General features: G+C 59.8%; 20 protein-coding genes and 1 pseudogene. 13 read left to right on the top strand and 8 right to left on the bottom strand.

Annotation, left to right across the window (positions count from 1 at the left end):
- Positions 1-48 precede the first annotated feature (48 nt).
- A complete protein-coding gene (locus FHS89_RS06920; RefSeq protein WP_184009947.1) occupies positions 49-240 on the top strand; it encodes a hypothetical protein in 192 nt (63 codons plus the stop codon).
- Between the two features lie 311 nt (positions 241-551).
- Here FHS89_RS06920 and FHS89_RS06915 read toward each other — a convergent pair whose 3' ends face one another.
- The 5 genes and pseudogenes from FHS89_RS06915 to FHS89_RS06895 form a co-directional block, all read right to left on the bottom strand.
- Entirely contained in the window at positions 552-1,472 is a 921-nt protein-coding gene (locus FHS89_RS06915) for a GNAT family N-acetyltransferase (protein ID WP_184009945.1), read from the bottom strand.
- A 43-nt stretch (positions 1,473-1,515) separates the two neighbouring features.
- Positions 1,516-4,323: a type 2 lanthipeptide synthetase LanM family protein gene (locus FHS89_RS06910; RefSeq protein ID WP_184009943.1), complete on the bottom strand. Its 2,808-nt coding sequence runs from the start codon at positions 4,321-4,323 to the stop codon at positions 1,516-1,518.
- 290 nt (positions 4,324-4,613) lie between these two features.
- Positions 4,614-4,877: a hypothetical protein gene (locus FHS89_RS06905; protein WP_184009941.1), complete on the bottom strand. Its 264-nt coding sequence runs from the start codon at positions 4,875-4,877 to the stop codon at positions 4,614-4,616.
- 209 nt (positions 4,878-5,086) lie between these two features.
- Positions 5,087-5,383, bottom strand: a complete 297-nt coding sequence (locus tag FHS89_RS06900) for a hypothetical protein (protein ID WP_184009939.1) — start codon at positions 5,381-5,383, stop codon at positions 5,087-5,089.
- Positions 5,384-5,629: 246 nt separating this feature from the next.
- Positions 5,630-5,813: pseudogene (locus FHS89_RS06895) on the bottom strand (IS6 family transposase); the annotation flags it as partial.
- 166 nt (positions 5,814-5,979) lie between these two features.
- Here FHS89_RS06895 and FHS89_RS06890 point away from each other — a divergent pair.
- Positions 5,980-6,411, top strand: coding sequence for a hypothetical protein (locus tag FHS89_RS06890; protein ID WP_184009937.1), 432 nt, complete (start codon positions 5,980-5,982; stop codon positions 6,409-6,411).
- A gap of 438 nt (positions 6,412-6,849) precedes the next feature.
- On the opposite strand, the gene scpB is transcribed toward FHS89_RS06890, so the two are convergent.
- The 3 genes from scpB to FHS89_RS06875 form a co-directional block, all read right to left on the bottom strand.
- Positions 6,850-7,407 carry an SMC-Scp complex subunit ScpB gene (gene scpB, locus FHS89_RS06885; protein ID WP_184010599.1) on the bottom strand — a complete coding sequence of 186 codons (558 nt, stop codon included), beginning with the start codon at positions 7,405-7,407 and terminating at the stop codon, positions 6,850-6,852.
- A 420-nt stretch (positions 7,408-7,827) separates the two neighbouring features.
- Positions 7,828-8,229 (bottom strand): type II toxin-antitoxin system VapC family toxin, encoded by a 402-nt coding sequence (locus FHS89_RS06880; protein WP_184009935.1) that lies wholly within the window; start codon positions 8,227-8,229, stop codon positions 7,828-7,830.
- A complete protein-coding gene (locus FHS89_RS06875; RefSeq protein ID WP_184009933.1) occupies positions 8,229-8,471 on the bottom strand; it encodes a type II toxin-antitoxin system Phd/YefM family antitoxin in 243 nt (80 codons plus the stop codon). The genes FHS89_RS06880 and FHS89_RS06875 overlap by 1 nt, the downstream gene beginning before the upstream one ends.
- A gap of 455 nt (positions 8,472-8,926) precedes the next feature.
- Here FHS89_RS06875 and FHS89_RS06870 point away from each other — a divergent pair, with 455 nt between their 5' ends.
- From FHS89_RS06870 to FHS89_RS06820, 11 genes are all read left to right on the top strand, one after another.
- Positions 8,927-10,498 carry an acyl CoA:acetate/3-ketoacid CoA transferase gene (locus FHS89_RS06870; RefSeq protein WP_184009931.1) on the top strand — a complete coding sequence of 524 codons (1,572 nt, stop codon included), beginning with the start codon at positions 8,927-8,929 and terminating at the stop codon, positions 10,496-10,498.
- Entirely contained in the window at positions 10,495-11,262 is a 768-nt protein-coding gene (locus tag FHS89_RS06865) for an enoyl-CoA hydratase-related protein (protein WP_184009929.1), read from the top strand. Before FHS89_RS06870 ends, FHS89_RS06865 begins: the two co-directional genes overlap by 4 nt.
- A gap of 3 nt (positions 11,263-11,265) precedes the next feature.
- Entirely contained in the window at positions 11,266-12,789 is a 1,524-nt protein-coding gene (locus FHS89_RS06860; RefSeq protein WP_184009927.1) for an aldehyde dehydrogenase family protein, read from the top strand.
- A gap of 39 nt (positions 12,790-12,828) precedes the next feature.
- Complete coding sequence (locus tag FHS89_RS06855; RefSeq protein WP_184009925.1) at positions 12,829-14,085, top strand: ABC transporter substrate-binding protein; 1,257 nt, start codon at positions 12,829-12,831, stop codon at positions 14,083-14,085.
- 88 nt (positions 14,086-14,173) lie between these two features.
- Entirely contained in the window at positions 14,174-15,067 is an 894-nt protein-coding gene (locus tag FHS89_RS06850; protein WP_184009923.1) for a carbohydrate ABC transporter permease, read from the top strand.
- 25 nt (positions 15,068-15,092) lie between these two features.
- Complete coding sequence (locus tag FHS89_RS06845) at positions 15,093-15,974, top strand: carbohydrate ABC transporter permease (protein ID WP_184009921.1); 882 nt, start codon at positions 15,093-15,095, stop codon at positions 15,972-15,974.
- Positions 15,975-16,076: 102 nt separating this feature from the next.
- Positions 16,077-17,327 carry an ABC transporter substrate-binding protein gene (locus FHS89_RS06840; protein ID WP_184009919.1) on the top strand — a complete coding sequence of 417 codons (1,251 nt, stop codon included), beginning with the start codon at positions 16,077-16,079 and terminating at the stop codon, positions 17,325-17,327.
- 56 nt (positions 17,328-17,383) lie between these two features.
- Complete coding sequence (locus FHS89_RS06835) at positions 17,384-18,496, top strand: ABC transporter ATP-binding protein (RefSeq protein ID WP_184009917.1); 1,113 nt, start codon at positions 17,384-17,386, stop codon at positions 18,494-18,496.
- Positions 18,496-19,968 (top strand): FAD-dependent oxidoreductase, encoded by a 1,473-nt coding sequence (locus tag FHS89_RS06830; RefSeq protein WP_184009915.1) that lies wholly within the window; start codon positions 18,496-18,498, stop codon positions 19,966-19,968. Before FHS89_RS06835 ends, FHS89_RS06830 begins: the two co-directional genes overlap by 1 nt.
- Positions 19,965-21,560: a GMC family oxidoreductase gene (locus FHS89_RS06825; protein WP_184009914.1), complete on the top strand. Its 1,596-nt coding sequence runs from the start codon at positions 19,965-19,967 to the stop codon at positions 21,558-21,560. The genes FHS89_RS06830 and FHS89_RS06825 overlap by 4 nt, the downstream gene beginning before the upstream one ends.
- Positions 21,557-21,865: a Dabb family protein gene (locus FHS89_RS06820; RefSeq protein WP_184009912.1), complete on the top strand. Its 309-nt coding sequence runs from the start codon at positions 21,557-21,559 to the stop codon at positions 21,863-21,865. The genes FHS89_RS06825 and FHS89_RS06820 overlap by 4 nt, the downstream gene beginning before the upstream one ends.
- The last annotated feature ends 18 nt before the right edge of the window (positions 21,866-21,883 follow it).

Below are 21,883 nucleotides of genomic sequence, written 5' to 3'. Positions count from 1 at the left end.
CAGACCGGTTCAACATCCGACAGAAACCACCAATGAGGAGAACATCCATTGGCCAAGCTGAAAAAACCACCCGTCTTCAAACCTCAAGTTCCCGCGTCAGAAACGAGCATGGACAAGACAACCCGGATTGCCCGGCAGATGATCGAAGATCAGGTCAAGCAGGAAAAGGCCAAGACGGACCGCCTGCGCACGGCACGCCTTGAACGGGATGCAAGCACGGCGGCAAAACCTGCATCATGATGTCGATCGCAGGCGCATTATTGTCGGAACGTAGCGACGTCACATCCTGCAGGCGCGTCCCCGTCGTGGTCCATATCCGAAGATATCTCTCGCGGGATTTTCGTGCAGCGGCCGGAGCGGCTGGCAGCAACAGGTCAAGAGCTAACGCGGCCCACTGCCCGCAATGGTCCGATCCTGTCGGTCAATTCCATGCCGTCGGGCCTGATAACCGCGTTGCAGCTAAGGGCAGAGGGGAGCCGATTTTGCTTGATGCCATGACCTGCACAAGTGGCGGTTAAGCCCTCTCGGCCAACGCCAGAACACGGCGCCCGTCAGGTGGCGTCCAAGGTATCCCCTAGCAGTTTCTTGTAGGTGCGCATCTGGTCAACCTCCTGAGCGCCCTCAGCGCGGTGCAATCGGAGGGAGGCGGCGTTTCGGGGGGACACGAAGGAGGTCAGTTTCGTGCCGCCTTCTGCCTTGATGTGGCGTTTCAAGGAACGGACCAATGCCTCGGCAACCCCGCGCCCGCCCCAGCGCCTGCGCACGACGATGGAATGCACCATCGCATCGGGAAGCCACTCGATATAGCCCACCAAATCCTCCGTCTCCCTCTCCAACGCGACGAGGAGCCGGGTGCCGATTTTCGCGGCAGACGTGGCGATATCATCCGCGGAAATCGGGGGAATGCTGCCTCCCCGCGCAAAGTGAACGTTGTAAAGCGTCGCGATCTGCTCGCTCCATCCGGTGTTGGCGGGATCCCAATGCCTGATATCGACCATGCTCCCGGCGATCTCATCCGCTGGGGTCAGCGGTGTCTCCATCTTGAGCAGGGTGTCGGCATGGCGAAACCCAAGATGGGTGAGGAAGGCGGCTGTCGGCTGGTCGTCGGCCATCACACCCGCCGCAATCGCGACCCGCCCGCTTTCACGATCCGCCGCTTCGATGCGCGCGGCAAGCGCAGTGCCGATGCCTTCGCGTCGGCGCTCTTGACGGACAATGACGGTGGGGTGGGAGACTGGCAGGGCGGTTTTCGACCCCTGCTCAATCACAATGGCAACAAGCTCCATCCCGCGCACGAGGCTGAGGACGCGATGCTCTCGTGCGATGGCGCTCCGGTGCCGTTCCATCGCTTCAGGGAGGAACGCGGCGCGGTGCACCTCCTCCAACGTTTCGGCAAAGGCGGCAATTTCCGCGTCATCCTCCGGGCCAAGCCGGGTGATCTCAAACGCGCCCATGCACCCGGTCGGAATCATCGCGCGCCACCGTTACACATTCCGTCACACCCCATGCAACATCTCATTCCAAACATAACGGGTTGGGCACACGCTCAACCGATCCAAGGGACAGGAAAGCATACCCGATGCCGGACACGCCTTTCATAAATCCGGGGGCATAGAACATATCGCCTGAGAACAGGCGGTAGCTCCCCGCGCGCGCCGCATGGCTGAGGCACGCCGCCGCCCGCCGCCGCGCCGTGATCCGCAAATCCTCTTGCCCCATCCTTCGGCCCGCTTGATCGAGGATCATCACCTGACCCATTGCCCCGCAACACAGATCATCAAGCCGCGTTTTCGAGGATTGGGCAAGCTGCGCACAGGCCGCTTCGGGACCATCGGCCATGGGCCAGCGCCCTTCGGAAAAGCTCTGCGCAAGGGCTGCGCCGCCCATCCCGTGGCACCATTGGTCAGGGCAGGTGGCCGTCTCCGGTGTGGCACCTTCGGGCCGCAAGTCAGGTATCCGCCCACCGGACCGCCGGACAATATCCGCCTCATAGCGTGCGGCGCGGGCGATCAGGACATCCAAGAGCGCGCTTGGCCGCGCCGCACGCAATGTATCGAGTGCAAAGCGGATGCCCGTCGTGCCGTGACTGAACCCGACCAAGGGCCGCGCGGCCTGAGCCGTTGACCACAGGCCATGCTCCGCGCTTTCCGCGTGTTCATGGAGCACGCGCGCCGCGATCTCCGCCCGGTCAAGGAAACCTGCGTGACCGGTCCTGCGCCAGAACCGAAGCAGGATAAGGATCAGCCCGGCAGAGCCACCGACGATATCAAGCGCACGGTCAGATCGCAGCGCCTCAGGCGACAGCGCCATGGCGAGCGCGGTTGCGGCGGATGGTGTCGCCTCCCCCCTGAGTTCCGCGGCGAGGTCAAGCCCATACGCCCCGGAAAGCGGCCCCGAAAACCCACCGCTGGGCATCGGCGTATCAAGCCGCCCGTGCAGGCCATCCGTCAGCGTCAAGGCCGCCGCATCTGCCATCGCGCCAAAGCGCGGCTCATGGGTCATCTTCGCCAGCAGCGTCAGGAACAGCACTGGCCCGGCGAGCCCGGAATAAAGGTCCGCCTCCATCGGGCAAACGTCAAACCGCTCTCCCCCCTGCGGTATATCGAGGCCATGCCAATTCGCGCGCCCATCCGCGCAGGTCGCCCGCGAGATCAGGTAATCCCCCAGCCGGGTTGCCTCTGCAATCGCCGCCTCTGCCGTCAGCGGCGTGGGCAAATCCTCTAGCAGGGGCTGCTGTCGCAACACCCAATGTTGATCTAGGGTCAGGCCAAGGCTCGTGGCCTCCGATTGTATATTCCAACCAAAGGACGGCCACGGATCGGCGGGTGTGATGGCATCGCGGGCAACCTCATCCCCGTTTTCCCACACGCGATTATCGTCCCGCTGAAAGGTGAATTTCGGGACATCAAGCCTGCACAGGGCGATCCTCTCCGCCTCTGCCACGGCCTCAACGGGCGCGGTGACTTTGGTCTTCAGCAGCGCATCGCGAGCCTCCACTGATGCGAGGGTTTCCGGCAATCGCACCGCGTCCTGAAGGTCACCATACTCCTGCGTCGCCCGTCGCACCCAACGCAGCGGAACATCGGCATAGCGCGCGTCCCAGCCCGGCTCTAATGCGTGCTCAAGAAAGGATTGGTATGCTTCATATCCATCGACCATGGCGCGCGCATGGGGCTTGGCCGGGATTGTTTCGCCCTCAAAATGCGGCAGGTTGGTGGCCCTCTCCACTGGCACGGCATGTTGGCCCCGCCGCATCCCGGCGGTGCGCGGATTGCTGTAACGCCAAACCTGTTGGGACAGCTCCGCATCGTTTTCCCGACCCGAAGGGTCCGCCATCTCGCCAACGACACCCCCTGCCGCGCGGGAGGTCAGGTAATGGGTGGAGTAGATGCTCAACACCGATCTGCGCACCATCTCCGCCCGGATTGGCGTGGGGCGGGCCGGGTTATCAAGCGGCTGGAAAAGCGTTTCCAGATCAACCGGAACCGGACATTCACCGCAGGCGATCACATTCTCAAAATGAAAATCCGTGGCGCGAAGCCGCTGGAGCAGGGCCAACAGCGCGCCCGCCCGCGCATAGAACCGCCCGGCATCCGCCGGATCGCGCAACGGGGCGGCCTCTATCACTTCGGCCCAACCATACCCGGCCCGGGCCAGAACACGCGGCGCGCGCAACGCTTCGGGCGCGCCTTTGGCTGTCAGGTCAGCGATATGGGCATGGAACCGGGCATCACCCTCCATCGAGCGGGGTTTGTAGACAAGGCGCGTGCCATCCTCAAACCGCAAGATCGCGACCGATTGCCCCCCATCATGCGGATCAGACAGCCCCTGAGTGACCTCAGTGACCGCGCCAGCCCCCTCCGCGAGGAACCCTTCAGCGATAAGGGTGGGTCGGTCCGCTGTAAGCCGCGCGATCAGGGCCTGCGTGTTGCGGCACCATTGCGCGGTGATCTGTTCGCTATACTCTGTCAGAAGCGGCCGTTTTTCGAGCAGTCGGTCAAACCCACCCTGCTGCTGCATACCAACATGCCATACCGCGAACCAATCCGGGCGCGTGGCCGTGCCCTCAGCGGCCTGCCGTTCAGAGAGTATCCGAAAAACCGCGAAATCCTCGTAAAGCGCAAGCTCATGCGCCCAGACCAGCCGTTCGCGCAACGCCTCCGTCAGGTCGCGCCGTGCTTGAGGGGCAAACGCAGGGGGCCACGCGATCAAAGCTGCGGTCTCGGCTATCCGCTCATCGAAAAGATCGCCAAACACATCAAGCGCGGTCGCCGCAGGCTGACCGTCCGTCAAATCTGACTTGACTTGAAGAGAGGCGTTCATCAGCGGCACCGCCACCCCGGTTCTTAGATGAGCGGACAACCCCGTCAGGGTTCCCCGCGAATACGCGCGGTTTTCACGACCATGAGCAAACTGTCCGCAACCTTACACCGGTGAGGTGTTCCCCGCGCGCGGCGGTCTGTACCGCGCGAGGGTCTTTTATCAACGAAACACGCTGGCAGATGCCTTCGCATCCGATGTCACCAATCGTGAACGACCGCATAAAGCGGCCCCTCACCCGCGTGCAATCTGATGCGACCAACACAAGATGATAGCTTCATCCTGTCTAATGGTCACACGGCCCGCGTGCTGTCACTTGGCGCACGGCCGCAAACCGGCCCGAACATCAGCGTAATTGCCGGTCCCGCAAGCGCAGTGTCCCTCGGCGCATGACCGCAAAACGGACCCATCTGTGTGGGAAACGGCACCGCGAGGGCTGTGTCGGTTGCAGATGCGGGATCGGCCAACGCTCCCCCAAGTTCAGCGGCAAGCAACGCCTGCTCGGCGAGTGTCAGGCCCGCCACTGCGTCATGTGCACTTCCTGGTGTCATTGTCATTCGTAACTCTCCTTGTTGTTATGCCGCATGACACCGTTAAATGCCCTTTGACAATTCATTTGGGTCTTAAGGGACCGTTCAGAACAATTATCACGCTATAGCCTTGCGCCAAATCGAACAAGCCGCTTGAGGTCATTGACGATTTGTGCCGCATGCAACCCATTGAAGATATGGGCCATTACACCGATCAGCCCCGTAATCCGGGTCGGTCAGAAATGACAAGCAGGGTGCAGCATCGTGACTGGTATCGCTGCCTGCGCGGTGTCACTTGGCGCATGCCCACAATAAGAGCCATAAACCGTTATCGGCACCACCGCCTGTGCGGCGTCTTTTGACGCGGGACCACAATACATGTGCATCCGTGTGATCGGGGGCACTGCCTGGGCACTGTCTGTTGCGCCTGCAGGATCGGCAAAATCTCCACCCAATTCAGCGGCAAGCACTGCCTGCTCAGCCAGCGTGAGGGTGCCCACCGCATCATAAGCGCTACCTGGTGTCATCGTCATTTCCAGTTCTCCTTGGTGTTGAAACGTCCAGCAGAAGTCCATGCGCCCCGACGACGCTTTTGGATCTGAGCCACCCTGACACACAAGCGATACGTTACAAAGCAGAATTGAATTCGAAACGTCGCAACAGAAAAGGGACTGTTGCATCAATGGGATGAGGACGGTCGAAGGCTGTTCACTACCAAAGGTCATTCATTGGTGCCAAAAAAGTCGTTCGATAAACGCGATCTCACTAGGGACGCCCGATTATTTTTTATGGATATGGCTGTGTTTGATGGTTCGGATTGTTTCTATACCGCTGCGGGTCGCCTTGTCTGATCGGAGTGAGCGGGCGCTTTGGCGATATCCGAGCAGCCGCTTCATCGCCGCTTTCAATGATGTCGTTGCGCCATTTTCGATAGATGTGCCGGACGCTGTCAAAACGCGGATCAGAGCTGTTTTTGGCGCGCCATGCTCAACCTCAACAATCAATATCTGGCCGACTTCAAGAATTAATGCGACGATCCCAAAAACTACATCGGCCGCTTCCTTAACTTTACCGAAAGCCTAGTGATACTTTTTGCGCTCTACACCTAAATGATCAATAAGGGGGCCGTATGACCCACCCAACCGAACCGCTCGCATTGCGTAAAGTGGACTACGGGAAGCTGAATTCCCGCCAGAAAGAAACCTACAACTTTCACCGCGTGGCCGGTCGCCTTGCAGAATATGGGTATAACAGCATCTTACTTTCGGATGATTGGTTGGGCGCTGATTTCATCGCTTACCATAATGACGGGGAGCGGTTCTATCGCGTCCAACTCAAAGGCCGTATGACGATTGATAGCAAGTATGTTGGCAAGGGCTTGTATATCGCATTTGTCGATGGGGGTCAGGTCTACGTTTATCCGCATGATGAGATGGCAGATCGGATCGAGGCCACCGGAAAGGTCAATTCTTCGGTGTCTTGGAGCAAATACAGATCATACTCATGGCCCAGTGTTTCAAAATGGATGCGTGAGCTTTTGAACGAGTTTGAGGTGAAGTGACTGTGGTCCGCCGGTCTTTGCAGGCGCTATGTCGTAGAATTTAAGCGACCATCCTCAGTCACTGCGCGGTTATGGTCCCGCCGTTACCTAGGCAGGGCCGTTCGTGGTCGTCCGACCAGAGCCTGTCAGTGGCAATCTGCTGGGCCTCCTCGTAAGCGGTGCGTCACCCTCGGCCGATCACTGATGATACCTCGCCGAGCAAGGGACGAAAACCACATCAGCGCCACATACGCATGGCGATAAGTCTCCCGCAGCGCCTTCTGCCTGATCATCCAAAATTGGCCTCACCAATCATTCGACATAAAGCAACAAGTCGCCAGACAGGACCATTGGGACAACCAATCGCTGCTGGTAATTTCACCCCAAATGATCATCTCTTCAGCCCTCACCTGCAACGAACGTGCAGACCTATCGAAACATAAAAGTGCGACGCACGGCTCAGCGCAGCTCCAATTCTGGCAAATCCCTGAGGCTCTGCAAATCGAATGTCGCGAGGAACGTTTCGGTCGTCACGAAGCTGTGCGGCGCGCCCGGGCGCGGTGATCTTGGGCCCGAGGCGATCAGGTTCTTGTGGCGGAGCCGGGCCAGCAGGTCGCGGCTCACATCCTTGCCGAAGATATCCTTAAGCCCGGCCCGGTCGATCGGTTGGTGATACGCGATGGCGCAAAGCACACCCATCTCCGCCTCGGTAAACGCCAGTTTCGCCGGGCCCAGATCCGCTGCCGCCTTGATTGCATCGGCGTAGTGCGCGCGCGTGCGCAGCATCCATCCGCCTGCCACCTGCGCCACCTCATAGGGCCGATCCGCCAGCGCCCCTGCAATGTCGGCAATCAGCATCTCCACCGACACGCCCTGCCCCACCACGCGCGCCAGATCGCCCCGCGCGACCGGCGCCGCACTCGCGAACAGCACCGCCTCCACCCGCGCCATCCATGTGCGCCAGCGCAGCTCCGGCGGCAGGTCCGCCAAGTCCCGGTCCAGCCCTTCGCCGCTCATGGTACGATCCCATAAAGCCGGAACGTCGCCCGCCCGGTCAGTTCGCGCGTGCAGCTTTGCCTTGCTCAGATACAGTGTTGTGTCCGCCAGCACCCTTAGCCAATCCATCGCCCGCGCCAGCAAATGCTCATCCAAACCGCCCCGCCTAGCGGCATTCCATTATGGCCAACAATTGAAAATATCGGCAGCATCTCGGCAAAATCTGAATAGTTTGGAGAATATTTTTATGATTTTCTCATCATATACTAAATATCTTTGAGCGATCAGCCAAATACAGAAATAATACACTATCTTGATTTTTGTATTGATCGCGCTAAAATTTCTAGAAACGAATTGAAAATAAATAAGCACCAGCAGAAAAAGAGTACACCTAAGGCTACATCGGATATGCATATCCCAAAAGGATTGGCGGATAGCGGATCAGAACGGGTTCACGATCTTCGCACCCGTGGGCGCGAAATCATCCACATTGCCGGTCACGACCGACGCCCCGCGCGCCAGCGCCTGTGCGGCAATCATCAGATCCGCGCCGGGATGCCCGATCTTGGCGGAGAGCGCGCCCCAAAGGCGGGCATCGGCGGCGTCGAATGGCAGGATCCGATCAGCAAAAACCGTTTCGGTTCGGTCCAGCCATTGCCCCAGATCGCGCGCAAAATCGGGGTTTTTCGGCTCTTGCAGGCGGATGCCACGCGCGATCTCTCCGAGCGTGATGACGCTCAGGAACAGGTCACTATCCGCTTGTTTTCCAAGCCACGCGGCGACCTGCGGGGCGCGATCCGCCCGCCGGACGGCAGAGAGGACATTCGTATCAAGGATGAACATCAGAACGCGACATCGCGCGGCTTGGCTTCGGCGCGGGGCGGCGTTTCGCCGGGAAACGCGAGGAGATGCTCCGTAAAACGCTCCCGCTGCTTTTGATCCACAGCCACAAGCCGCGCGTATTCCGTTGCCGCAAGAACAACGACCGCCGGTTTGCCACGGCGCGTGACCTCTTGCGGGCGGCCAGAAAGGGCGGCATCCACCACGGCGCTGAATTTGTTTTTGGCATCTTGGAGGGTGAGCATGGTTTGCTCCATTAAGCTAGCTATCTGTCTAGCCAGAAAATAATGCTTCTTTGCTGAGATAACAAGCCTCTTGCGCAAATGTGAGCCCCAGCGACAGCCTGCTCCTGATGTGGGCTGCAATTCGGTGTCTGGTGACCTTCAACACGGAGGAGATCAGGAACACGGGCCAAGGCAAACAGGTCAGGGGACACCTGAGACATGATCCCAAGCACCATAATCAGGCCGATTGATCGAAACGCTCCAGTTTGGGCCGATTTGAGTCGGCCCAAACAGGCAGGCGATTTTGCGGTTGTCAAAGATCGAGATCGGCACTCATTTGCGCGCTGGAAGCCCTCTTAGCCTATGAAATGAATAGGTTTTTGATCCTCTCAACTTTTTGCTTGTCATAATTGGAACGTTCCAATAGCAATTATGGAACGTTCCAATTTTCATAAGGGACCGTGTGGGGGAGAGACATGACCAAAGTCGTAGCGGTTTCAGATGCTGTCGCGCGCATTGCGGATCATGCCGTTATTTCGGTCTCGGCATCGTCAACGCTTGGCTGCCCGGACGCAGTGCTGGCCGCAATCGGGCGCAGGTTTGAGAGCGAAGGCCATCCGCGCAACATCACGTCACTGCATCCGATTGCCGCCGGTGACGTTTACGGCGTCAAGGGCATGGACCACCTCGCAAAGGACGGTTTGTTGGCGCGGGTGCTGGCAGGATCGTACCCGTCCGGCCCGTCGAGCGCCCCTATGCCAGAGATTTGGAAGATGATCGTTGAGGATCGGGTCGCCGCCTATAACGTCCCCTCCGGCATCATGTTTGACATGCATCGCGAGGCTGCCGCAAAACGGCCCGGTGTTTTGACCGAGGTGGGGCTCGACACTTTTGTGGACCCGACCCGGCAGGGCTGCGCGATGAACGCCAAGGGGGCCACGGCACCCATCGTCGCGCGTGTCGCGTTTGGCGGCAAAACGTGGCTGCACTTTCCCAATATCGCACCCGATGTCGCGATCATTCGCGCCACCACCGCCGATGAGCGGGGCAATCTGACTTACGAGCATGAGGGAGCTTATCTGGGCGGTCTCGAACAGGCGATTGCGGCGCGCAATAACGGGGGATTGGTGATCGCTCAGGTCAAGCGGGTGACGGCAAACGGGTCGTTGCGCCCGCATGATGTGCGCGTGCCGGGGCATCTGGTTGATCTCATCGTCGTTGATCCTGACCAGAAGCAGACGACCGAAACCCTGTTTGACCCAGCGATTTCTGGTGAAATCATGCGCCCATGGAGCACCTTTACTCTGGCCGAGCATGGCGTTGAGAAAGTGATCGCGCGCCGGGCCGCGATGGAATTACGGCGCGGGATGACCGCCAATCTGGGCTTTGGCATCAGCGCCATGGTGCCGCGTGTGTTGCTGGAGGAAGGCTATCCAGACGCCGTCACTTGGGCGATTGAGCAAGGCGCTGTTGGCGGCGTGCCGCTCACTGGGTTCGCTTTCGGTTGTGCGTCGAATGCCGATGCTTATGTCCCGTCGCCACAGCAGTTTATCTATTTCCAAGGTGCCGGTTTCGACATGTCGTTCCTGTCCTTCATGGAGGTCGATGTCGAAGGCAACGTCAATGTCTCAAAGCTGGGCAAGAAACCCTATCTGACCGCTGGGTGCGGCGGCTTTGTCGACATTACGGCCAAGGCGAAGAACATCGTCTTTTCCGGCTGGTTCGAAGCGGGCGCAAAGATTGGCCTCACCGATCAGGGCATCAGGATCGAGGCCCCCGGCAAGTTCACCAAGATGGTGGATGAGGTCGAACATGTAACCTTCTCCGGCAAGCGTGCGCGGGAGCAGGGCCAGAACGTGATCTATGTGACCGAGCGTTGCGTGATCGCCTTGCAAGGGAACGGGCTCGTCGCGACGGAGATCATGCCGGGCATCGACCCGCAAGAGCACATCGTGGGCCCGTCACACGGGCGGGTTCAGGTGGCCGACAACGCAAAAGTCATGCCCAAGGCATTGTTGGCCGATGTGCCCATGGGGCTAGAGCTGTGAGTGAGATCACCCTGTCATATGACGGCCCTGTCGCAGTGCTGACGGTGTCGAACACGGCCAAGCTGAACGCCCTGACGATGGCGATGCTGGACGCGCTTGACGGGTATCTGTCGAAGATCGACCGCGATCCGGGGACGCGGGCCGTTATTGTGACCGGCGCGGGGGAAAAGGCGTTTTGTTGCGGGGCCGATATCGCGGAATGGGGGGCGCTGTCTCCGGCAGAATTCGCGCGCGGTTGGGTACGGGACGGTCACCGGATTTTTGACCGTCTCGCGCGCCTGTCAAAGCCAACGATTGCCGCCGTGAACGGCCATGCCTTTGGCGGCGGGCTGGAATTGGCAGCAGCCTGTGACGTTCGGGTGATGAGCCCACGCGCGACGCTGGCCTTGCCGGAGGCGAAGGTTGGGATCGTGCCCGGTTGGTCCGGCACGCAGCGCCTGATGCGCCTGATGCCTGAACCTGTGGTAAAGGAAATGGCGTTGTTTGGCCGCCGCATTTCGGCAGAGCGTGCCTTGGGCTTTGGCTTCGTGGCGGAGGTGGCGGACAACGCGTTGGGTGCGGCCATCCAGATCGCGCAGGATCTGGCCGACATCTCCCCTCGCGCCAATGAAATCACAAAGGCGATGATCCATGCCGCTGTCGGTGAGGACCGTGGCGCCGCGATTGAGGCATTGGGCGCCGCCGCGGCTGGCCCAAGCGCGGACCGCGACGAGGGCGTCGATGCCTTTCTCAACAAACGTTCCCCGGATTTTACAGGGCAATAAGATATGAAAGACCTGACCATCAACACGGCAACAGCCTATGACCTGCCCCGGACCTTTGTCGGGCGGCACCTGATCGACGGGGCATGGGTCGCGGGGGCGGAGATATTCGAGCGCCTGTCGCCGTCCCATGGCGTCGTCGTCAGCCGCAGTGCCTTGGGCAGCGCGGCTGAAACAGAGGCGGCCATTGCCGCAGCCCGCCGCAGCTTTGATGCTGGGGTGTGGAGCCGGATTTCCGGCAAGGCGCGCGCAACCGTCCTGCTTAAAGTGGCCGATCTGATCGAAGCGAATGTCGAGCGCATCGCGGTGCAGGAAACCCTCGAAAGCGGCAAGCCGATCAGCCAGTCCCGTGGCGAGGTCGGGGGAGCCGCCGATCTGTGGCGCTATGCGGCAGCCCTCGCGCGGACGTCCCATGGCGACAGTCACAACACTTTGGGCGACGATATGCTGGGCGTGGTGGTCAAGGAGCCCATCGGCGTGGTGTCGATCATTACGCCGTGGAACTTTCCATTCTGGATTCTGAGCCAGAAATTGCCCTTTGCCTTGGCGGCGGGATGCACCGTGGTCGTCAAACCGTCAGAGATGACCCCGTCCTCCACCGTCATGCTGGGCGAGTTGCTGGTTGAGGCGGGCCTGCCTGCGGGGGTGTGCAATATCGTGCTTGGATATGGCGAGCCGGTTGGCAGCCTGATGTCCCGCCACAAAGACGTGGATATGGTGACGTTCACCGGCTCCACCGCAGTGGGCAAGCGGATCACGCAAGCCGCCTCAGACACGTTAAAGAAGGTCGCGCTCGAATTGGGCGGTAAGAACCCGCAGGTCATCATGCCTGACGCCGATCTGGAGAACGCAGCCGACGCGGTGACATTTGGCGTCTATTTCAACGTGGGCCAATGCTGCAACTCATCGAGCCGGATCATCGTGCACGAGGACATAGCCGACGCGTTCGTCGCCCGCGTGGTCGAGCTGTCGCGTCAGGTCCGATTTGGTGATCCGTTGGATGAGAGCACACAGGTCGGTGCGATCGTGACGGCAGACCATAACGCCAAGATCGACGCCTATGTGAAGGCAGCGATTGAGGCGGGTGCCAAGGCTGAACTGGGCGGAGGGCCAATGTCCGTCGAGGGCCTTGGCACGCAATTCTACCAACCGACCGTGATGACAAACGTGACCCCGGATATGGCCATCGCGCGCGAAGAGGTCTTTGGCCCGGTGCTGACCGTGCTGACCTTTAGGACGCTGAAAGAGGCCATCGCGCTCACCAATGACAGCGAGTATGGCCTGTCGGCTGGGATCTGGAGCACGGATATCCACACCTGCCTTGAATTCTCGCGCCGCGCTCAAGCGGGCACGGTTTGGACGAACACATGGATGGATGGCTATCCCGAGCTTGCCTTTGGTGGGGTCAAACAATCCGGTCAGGGCCGCGAAATCGGGAAATACGGATACGACGAATTCCTTGAGGTGAAATCACTGGTGATGCGCGTTGGGCGCGACAGCCGGGCACCTTGGGTGAAAACGAGCGCGTAACATCGCGCCATTATGCAACGCAAACCGGGAGGAAACAAAATGCGTTCTTACTTGAAAACAACAGCCATTGCGCTCGCGCTGACGGCTGCGGCCGTTTCTGCAAAAGCTGAAGGACATGGTGGGGTCGAAGTCCTGCATTGGTGGACATCAGGAGGTGAGGCTGCCGCGTTGAACGTGCTCAAGGATGACCTTGAAGCACAGGGCATCAGCTGGACCGATATGCCCGTCGCGGGCGGCGGCGGGGAGCAGGCGATGACGGTGCTGCGTGCCCGCGTGACCGCAGGCAATGCCCCAACTGCCGTGCAGGGCCTCGGCTTTGACATCATTGATTGGGCCAATCAGGGTGCCTTGGCGAACCTCAACGACGTTGCCGCCGCCGAAGGCTGGGACGGTGTGGTGCCAACCGCATTGCAGCAATTTGCGAAAGTGGACGGCGCGTGGGTGTCTGCGCCCGTGAACGTGCATTCCACCAACTGGGTCTGGGCGAACAAGGCCGTTCTGGATGCCAACGGTATCGCCGTGCCGGAGACATGGGAGGATTTTGCCGCAGCCCTCGAAACACTGGCGGCCGCCGGTGTGACCCCGATCGCCCATGGTGGCCAGCCCTGGCAGGACGCCACGGTGTTTGACGCGGTGGCAATGTCGGCCCTTGGCCCGGACGGATACAAGGCCGCGTTCATTGATCTTGATCCAGAGGCGCTTGGCTCTGACGCGATGAAAGAGGCTTTTGACCGCATGGCGGTGATCCGTGCCAATGTCGATGAGAACTTCTCGGGCCGTGACTGGAACCTTGCCACTGCGATGGTCATCAACGGCGAAGCGGGCTTTCAGATGATGGGGGACTGGGCCAAGGGCGAATTCCTGAACGCGGGCAAAGTGCCTGGCGCGGATTTCCTGTGCTTCCGCTTCCCCGGCACGCAGCAGCAGGTCACGTTCAACGCCGACCAGTTCATGATGTTTGATCAGGGCGGGAACGTGTCGCCTGAGCAGGCCGCATTGGCATCCGCGATCCTGTCGCCGTCCTTCCAGTCCGCGTTCAACGTGGTCAAAGGCTCGGTGCCCGCGCGCACGGACGTGTCCGACGCGGATTTTGACGCCTGTGGCAAGCAGGGCATGGCAGACCTCGCGGCAGCGGCCTCCAGCGGCAACCTGTTCGGCTCAATGGCCCATGGTCACGCCAATGAAGCATCCGTCAAGAACGCGATGTATGACGTCATCACCGCCCATTTCAACGGTGAGTACGACAGCGAAACCGCGGTTGAAGAGCTTGTCACGGCGGTTGAACTCGCCCAGTGACAACCGGGGTTCCTCCCGGTGGTGGGGCGGCGATCATGCCGCCCTGCCACACAAATTCTCTCTCCACTCAGCCTAAAAGGGGCGCGTGATGGCACATACCGCCGACACGGATTTCAAGACGCGACTACAATCTTGGTTGCCCAAGCTGGTCCTGTCCCCATCGCTGGCCATGGTGCTGGTCTTTGTCTATGGCTTCATCCTGTTCTCGGTGTATCTGTCCTTTACCGATAGCCGTTTGCTGCCATCCTATGGATGGGTCGGGTTGGAGAATTATTCCAAGCTCTGGCGGCTGAGCCATTGGGAAATATCGCTCACCAATATGGGCATCTTTGCCGCCCTTTATATCACGATCTGCACCGTTCTGGGCCTCAGCCTTGCGATCTTTCTGGATCAGAAAATCCGCGCTGAAGGGCTGATCCGAACGATCTATCTCTATCCAATGGCGCTGTCCTTCATCGTGACCGGGACCGCATGGAAGTGGTTTCTGGACCCCGGCATTGGCCTTGAAAATGTGCTTCAGACCTGGGGGTGGACCAGCTTTGAATTCGACTGGATCAAGGACCGCGATTTTGCCATCTACACGGTGGTTCTGGCGGCGGTCTGGCAGACCAGCGGATTTGTCATGGCGATGTTTCTGGCGGGGCTGCGCGGGATCGACAACGAGATCCTGAAGGCCGCGCAGATGGACGGCGCGTCGAATTGGAACCTTTACCGCCGCATCATCATCCCGCAATTGCGGCCCGCGTTCCTGTCGGCTTTCGTGATCCTTAGTCACCTCGCGATCAAGACGTTCGACCTTGTGATCGCCTTGACCGGTGGTGGTCCGGGCCGGGCGACCGAATTGCCCGCGACGTTCATGTATTCCTACACGTTCACCCGCAACCAGATGGGCATCGGCGCGGCCTCAGCCACGATCATGCTGATGACCATCGCGGCGATCATGATCCCCTACCTCTACGCCGAATTGCGGGAGAAGAAATGATGGTCGATCCGAAGGAACGCAGAAAATGAGTGTAGCCTCGCAAGATACCGCCATTCGCACCGGTCGTGTGACCCGGACGCTGATCTACCTCGTCCTGCTGTTGTTCGCGCTGTTCTACATGCTGCCGCTTTATGTGATGGTGGTGAATTCCGTCAAACCGCTGAACGAAATCACTGGCGGCGGCATGATGAACCTGCCGCAGGCCTTCACGCTGGAGCCGTGGGCCAAGGCGTGGTCCTCCGCGCAAATCGGCGTCGATCCGACGGGTTTGCAGCCCTATTTCTGGAACTCGATCAAGATGGTCGTGCCCGCTGTCGCCATCTCAACCGTGCTGGGCGCGCTGAATGGCTATGTGCTGACAAAATGGCGGTTCAAAGGGGATACGATCCTGTTTGGCCTGATGCTGTTTGCCTGTTTCATTCCGTTTCAGATCGTGCTGATCCCGATGGCGCGGATGTTGGGGCTGATAGGGCTTGCGGGCACCACCTGGGGGCTGGTGTTGGTGCATGTGGTCTATGGGATCGGGTTCACCACCCTCTATTTCCGCAACTACTACGCCGTTTTTCCGACCGAACTGGTCCGCGCGGCACAGATCGACGGGGCCGGGTTCTTCCAGATTTTCTGGCGTATCCTGTTGCCCTCATCAGGGCCGATCGCGGTGGTGTCGATCATCTGGCAATTCACCAACATCTGGAATGATTTCCTGTTCGGCGCCTCTTTTGCGGGTGCCGACAGCCAGCCGATGACGGTGGCGTTGAACAACCTCGTTCAATCCTCCACCGGGGTGAAAGAATACAACGTCCACTTTGCAGGCGCGATCCTGGCCGCACTGCCCACACTTCTCGTCTACATCGTTGCCGGTCGCTATTTCGTGCGCGGGCTGATGGCCGGTTCAGTGAAAGGATAAGGTACGAGTTGGCCGGGATGCGGCGGCAACCGCTCCCGACCATGTTGAGATCAACAACCATCGGTTTCGTGAGCCGATCCCAACATGAGAGGAAAATCACAAATGAGGACAATTGCCAACATAGCAGCGCTCGCGCTTTGTGCATCAACGGCACAGGCCGTTGCGGACAATAGCGTGGAAGTGATGCATTTCTGGACATCCGGGGGCGAGGCCGCAGCGCTTGGCGTGATCCGCGATAAGGTCGTCGAAGCCGGGGTGGACTGGCAGGACGCGCCGGTCGCGGGCGGCGGTGGCGATCAGGCCAAGACGGCCCTTCAGGCCCGCATCGCGGCAGGTGATCCGCCAGCGGCCATGCTGATGCTGGGCCAGAACATCATTGATTGGGCCAATGAAGGGCTTCTGGGCGACGTTAATGCGGTCGCTGAGGCGGAAGGATGGGACACTGTGCTTCCCCAAGCGGTGCAGGATTTCAACAAGATCAACGGCGCCTATGTGGCCGCCCCGACCAACGTGCATCGCACCGACATGATTTGGGCGTCTCGTGCGGCCTTTGACAAAATTGGTGCGGATTTCCCGACGACATGGGAAGACTTCAACGCCCTTGCGCCACGTTTTGAGGCCGCTGGCATTGTCCCCATCGCGCATGGCGGGCAGGCCTGGCAAGAAGCCTATATGTTTGAGGCCCTCGTCTTGGGCGTTGGGGGTGCGGATTTCTATCGTGCCGCATTGGTTGACCTTGATCTTGACGCCTTGCGGTCGGAAACCATGCAAGCGGTGTTCGCGCAAATGGCTGACATTCGCGGCATGGTCGATGAGGATTTCTCAGGCCGCGACTGGAACCTTGCTACTGCCATGGTCATCAACGGCGACGCCGCGATGCAAATCATGGGTGACTGGGCCAAGGGTGAGTTCACGAATGCAGGCCAAATCGCGGGTGAAGATTTCGCGTGCATTCCGGTGCCGAAAACGGGTGACGGTGGGTTTGTCTATCTTGTGAATTCGCTCAGCTTCTTTGCCCAGCCGGATGCGGAGGGCGCACGGGCGCAAGCAACCTTGGCAAGTGCCATCATGGACCCAGAGGTGCAGGTCGCATTCAATCAGGCAAAAGGTGCCATACCCGCGCGAACAGATGCAGATTTCTCCGCACTTGATGCCTGTGCCCAAGCAACCGCCGCGGATTTCGTGGCAAGCGATACGGCCGGAACCGCCGTGCCGACCTTCGCGGGCACCCATGCGGCCGGGGCGAGTGTCGTTGGCGCTGCAACCGACGTCATCACCGAATTTTTCAATACCGACATGACGCCCGAAGAGGCCGCCGAGCAACTTGCCGAAGCGGTCGAACTGGCCCTGTAACAACACTGAGGCGCGTGCCCTGCGCGCGCCTCATGCAACCAAGTGGAGCGACGGACATGGGATTCCTCGATATCGACAACACAACAAAATCGTACGGAGCGGTCGAGGTTCTGCACAATGTGGACATTTCGGTCGAGGAGGGTGAATTCCTAGTCCTTGTCGGCCCGTCCGGCTGTGGAAAATCCACACTCTTGAACATGATCGCGGGGCTTGAGGATATCACCAGCGGCGAGATCCGCATCAAGGACAAGGTGATGAACGGCGTCCACCCGTCCAAGCGGAACATCGCGATGGTGTTTCAGTCTTACGCCCTCTATCCCAACATGACCGTCGGACAGAACATCACCTTCGGTTTGGAAATGCACGGCACGCCCAAACCCGAACGGGAGAAAGCGATGAAGAACGTGGCCGAGCTTTTGCAGATCGAGCAATTGCTTGATCGCAAGCCCGGCGCCTTGTCAGGCGGGCAGCGTCAGCGCGTCGCCATGGGCCGCGCTTTGGTTCGCAACCCGGATGTATTCCTGTTTGATGAACCGCTCTCTAACCTTGATGCCAAGCTGCGCGTCGATATGCGCACCGAGATCAAGAAGCTGCATCAAAAGCTCGGCACGACGATTGTTTATGTGACCCATGACCAGATCGAGGCGATGACCCTCTCGACCCGTATTGCAGTCATGTATGGCGGCTATGTTCAGCAATTGGGCACGCCGCAGGAAATCTATGACAGCCCTGCCAATATTTTTGTCGCCACGTTCATGGGATCACCTGCGATGAATGTCATACCTGCCCGCGTCGCCATGGAAGGGGAAAGACCCGTGGCAATCGTCGCCCTTCATGACGGATCGACCACATCCTTACCTTTCAGTCAGGACAATATGGCAGACTGGAATGGTCGCGACATCATGCTTGGCATCCGGCCTGAAACGATCACGGACGAGGACGCGGCAGACCGGAATTCCGCGAACATCGCTCAGATGACAAACCGAATTGTGGTGACGGAGCCTGCGGGGTCGGACACCTTTGTGACGATGACGCTTGGGGGCAAGGATGTCATTGCCCGGATGCGGTCGGATGCCGATGTGCGCCCCGGCGCGGATTTTCCATTTGCCGTAAACATGGAGAAGGCCGTGGCGTTTGATCCCAAAACCGAAATGCGGATCGTCCCCTGATGGATGCAGACGTTATCATCATCGGCTCCGGCATGGGCGGGGCCACGCTGGCCGCCGCGCTGGCCCCCACGGGGCGCCGGATCATGATCCTTGAACGGGGCGAGCATCTCAGCGCCTCGCCTGTCGATCGCGATGCGGGGGCGATTTTTGGTAAGGGCGTTTTCCGCCCCGAGGAAACCTGGCTGGATGGGCAAGATCGCCCCTTCAACCCTGGCAACTACTACTATGTCGGTGGAAATTCGAAATTCTACGGCGCGGCCTTGATCCGGTATCGGGCCTCTGATTTCGAGACCGTTTCGCAGACCCCCGGATGGCCAATAAGGTATGCAGACCTTGAGCGGGACTATCAGGCCGCAGAAGAGATGTATCAGGTGCGCGGACGCCCGTTGGATGATCCCACGGAGCCAGCCCATTCCGGCACCTACCCGCATCCTCCTGTCCCTGATGAACCGGATATTGCCGATCTGCGCGCGCGCCTAAAACAGGCGGGTCTGCATCCGTCGCATATCCCGCTTGGCGTCGATTTATCGGCGTGGTTGGCAGCGGGCCAAACCACATGGGACGCTTATCCCAACACCTGCGACGGCAAGATGGATGCCGAGACCTGCGGCCTTGCCGCTGCGCTGTCCCATCAAAACGTCACATTGCGCACTGGCGCCCGTGTGGACCGCCTTGAGAGCGATCAGGGGGGGCGCGTGACGGCTGCCGTTCTTGCCACCGGGGAGCGCCTGACGGCGTCCCTGTTTGTTGTCGCGGCAGGGGCTGTGCAGAGCGCGGCTCTTTTGTTGCGATCAGCGAACGCGCATTGCCCGACCGGATTGGCCAACCGATCTGATCACGTTGGCCGGAACTTCATGAACCACAATTGCTCCGCCGTTCTGGCCCTGCATCCAATGCGCAAGAACCAGAGCGTTTATCAAAAAACGCTGATGATCAATGACTTCTACCAAGGATCGGACACCCGGCCGCCGCTCGGCAATGTGCAAATGTTGGGCAAGATCACGGGGCCCATTCTGGAGGCGACGACGCCGCTGCCGCGATGGATTGCCCATTGGATCGCGGCCCGCAGTTTTGACTTTTATGCGATGTCTGAAGACCTGCCACACCCGGACAGTCGGGTGACGCTCAAAAACGGGCGGATCAGGCTTGATTGGCAACGGTCGAATTTGGATGCGCATGTGCAATTGGTGAAAGAACTCAAGCGTGTCTTGCGGCGGATCGGATTTCCCATCGTCCTGTCTCAGGCATTTGACCGGCGCACCCCGTCGCATCAATGCGGCACGGCCCGTATGGGCCATGATCCGGCGCTGAGCGTCGTGAACAGCCATTGCCGGAGCCATGATCATCCAAACCTTTTCATTGTCGATGCTTCGGTTCTGCCGACATCCGCTGCCGTAAATCCGGCCCTCACCATCGCGGCCCTCGCCCTGCGCGCCGGACGCCACATCACCGAGACGGAGTGTGCCGCATGACCGCCCGTGGCTATGATTTCATCGTGATCGGGGGCGGCTCTGCCGGATCGGTCATTGCGGCCCGCCTGTCAGAGGACTCCAATGCCCGCGTCCTGCTTTTGGAAGCGGGCGGCAGTGACCGCCATCCGTTTTTCCATCTGCCCGCAGGGTTTGCCAAGATGACCAAGGGGATCGGGTCATGGGGCTGGTCAACAACGCCGCAAAAGGCGATGCAGAACAAGGTGTTCACCTATACCCAAGCCAAGGTCATTGGCGGCGGCTCCGCGATCAACGCGCAGATCTACACCCGTGGTGCGGCACAGGACTATGACAACTGGCGGCAGATGGGCTGTGAGGGGTGGAGCTATGAAGATGTGCTCCCCTATTTCAAGAAATCCGAGGACAATGACACCTATACCGGTCGCTATCATGGGACGGGCGGGCCGCTTGGTGTCTCTATGCCCGCCGCTCCGTTGCCGATCTGCGACGCCTTTATCGAGGCCGCAGGGCAAGTGGGTATCCCCAAGACGACCGACGTGAACGGGGAACGGCAGGACGGCGCTGGATATTATCAACTCACCCAAAGGAACGCGCGCCGGTCTTCTGCGGCGATGGCCTTTCTGGGGCAGGCGCGGGGGCGGAAGAACCTCACCATCCAGACGAGGGCGCAGGTCAAGCGCATCCGCGTCGAGCATGGCCGCGCCACCGGGGTTGAGATGGCCGACGGCGCTGTGATCACAGCCGACCGGGAGGTCATTCTGTCCTCCGGTGCAATCGGGTCACCAAGATTGCTGCAACTCTCCGGCATCGGCCCTGCCGACCATCTTGCGGGTTTGGGGATCGAATTGGTCTATGACCAGCCGAATGTCGGCGCGAATTTGCAGGACCATCTGGACCTTTACGCCATATGCGAGGTCACGGGGCCGCATACCTATGATCGTTTTGCCAAGCTGCATCTGAGCGCACTTGCCGGGCTGCAATACCTTCTCACCCGGAAGGGACCAGTGGCCTCCAGCCTATTTGAAACGGGGGGGTTCTGGTACGCGGACGAAACCGCCGAAACGCCCGATATCCAGATGCATCTGGGGCTGGGGACCGGCATTGAAGCGGGTGTTGCGGCAATGCCCAACGGCGGGGTGACGCTCAATGCCTGCCACCTGCGCCCCCGGTCGCGCGGGACCGTCCGGCTGCAATCGGACAATCCCAAAGACATGCCGCTGATTGATCCAAACTATCTGTCAGACCCTTATGATCGCGAAATGTCGATCCGCGGCCTGAAACTGGTGCAAGAGATCCTCTCTCAACCCGCGCTCGGCAAATATATCCTGGCCGAGCGTTTGCCCGGACCGGATGTGAAAACGGATGAGGACTATTTCAACTTCATCTGCATCCATTCAAAGACCTCGCATCATTGTGCGGGCACCTGCCGGATGGGGGCGGACAGCGCGGCGGTGTTGAACCCGCGGCTTCAGTTCAACGGGATTGATGGCCTGCGCGTTGCAGATGCGTCGATCATGCCGAATGTGAATTCATCCAATACCAATGCCCCGAGCATCATGATCGGTGAGAAAGCCGCCGACATGATCAAACAGGACCAAGGAATGACTCTATGATCCGGCACATCGTCCTCACCAAGTTCAGACCAGACATATCCGAGCAGACGATCATGGGCATCTATAACGGCTTGGCTGCCGTGGTTGACACGCTGCCCGGTGCGGCAAACTTTACCGGGGGGCGATCGCAAAGCCCTGAGCAGATCGAACGCGGCTACATGCACGGCTTTGTCATTGATTTTGACAGTTGGGACGCCCTGCAAACCTATTCGGATAACAAAGAGCACAAGGCCTTGGGCAGTCAGCTTGTGGCGAATGCGGTGGGCGGTCTCGATGGTATTCTGGTTCTGGACCTCGATGTGTAGGCTGGTGGCAAAGGAGAC

The sequence above is a fragment of the Rubricella aquisinus genome, assembly GCF_014199445.1.
Taxonomy (GTDB): Bacteria; Pseudomonadota; Alphaproteobacteria; order Rhodobacterales; family Rhodobacteraceae; genus Rubricella; species Rubricella aquisinus.
The sequence above is the reverse complement of the archived record's forward strand: the minus strand, read 5'-3'. Positions and strand labels throughout refer to the sequence as shown.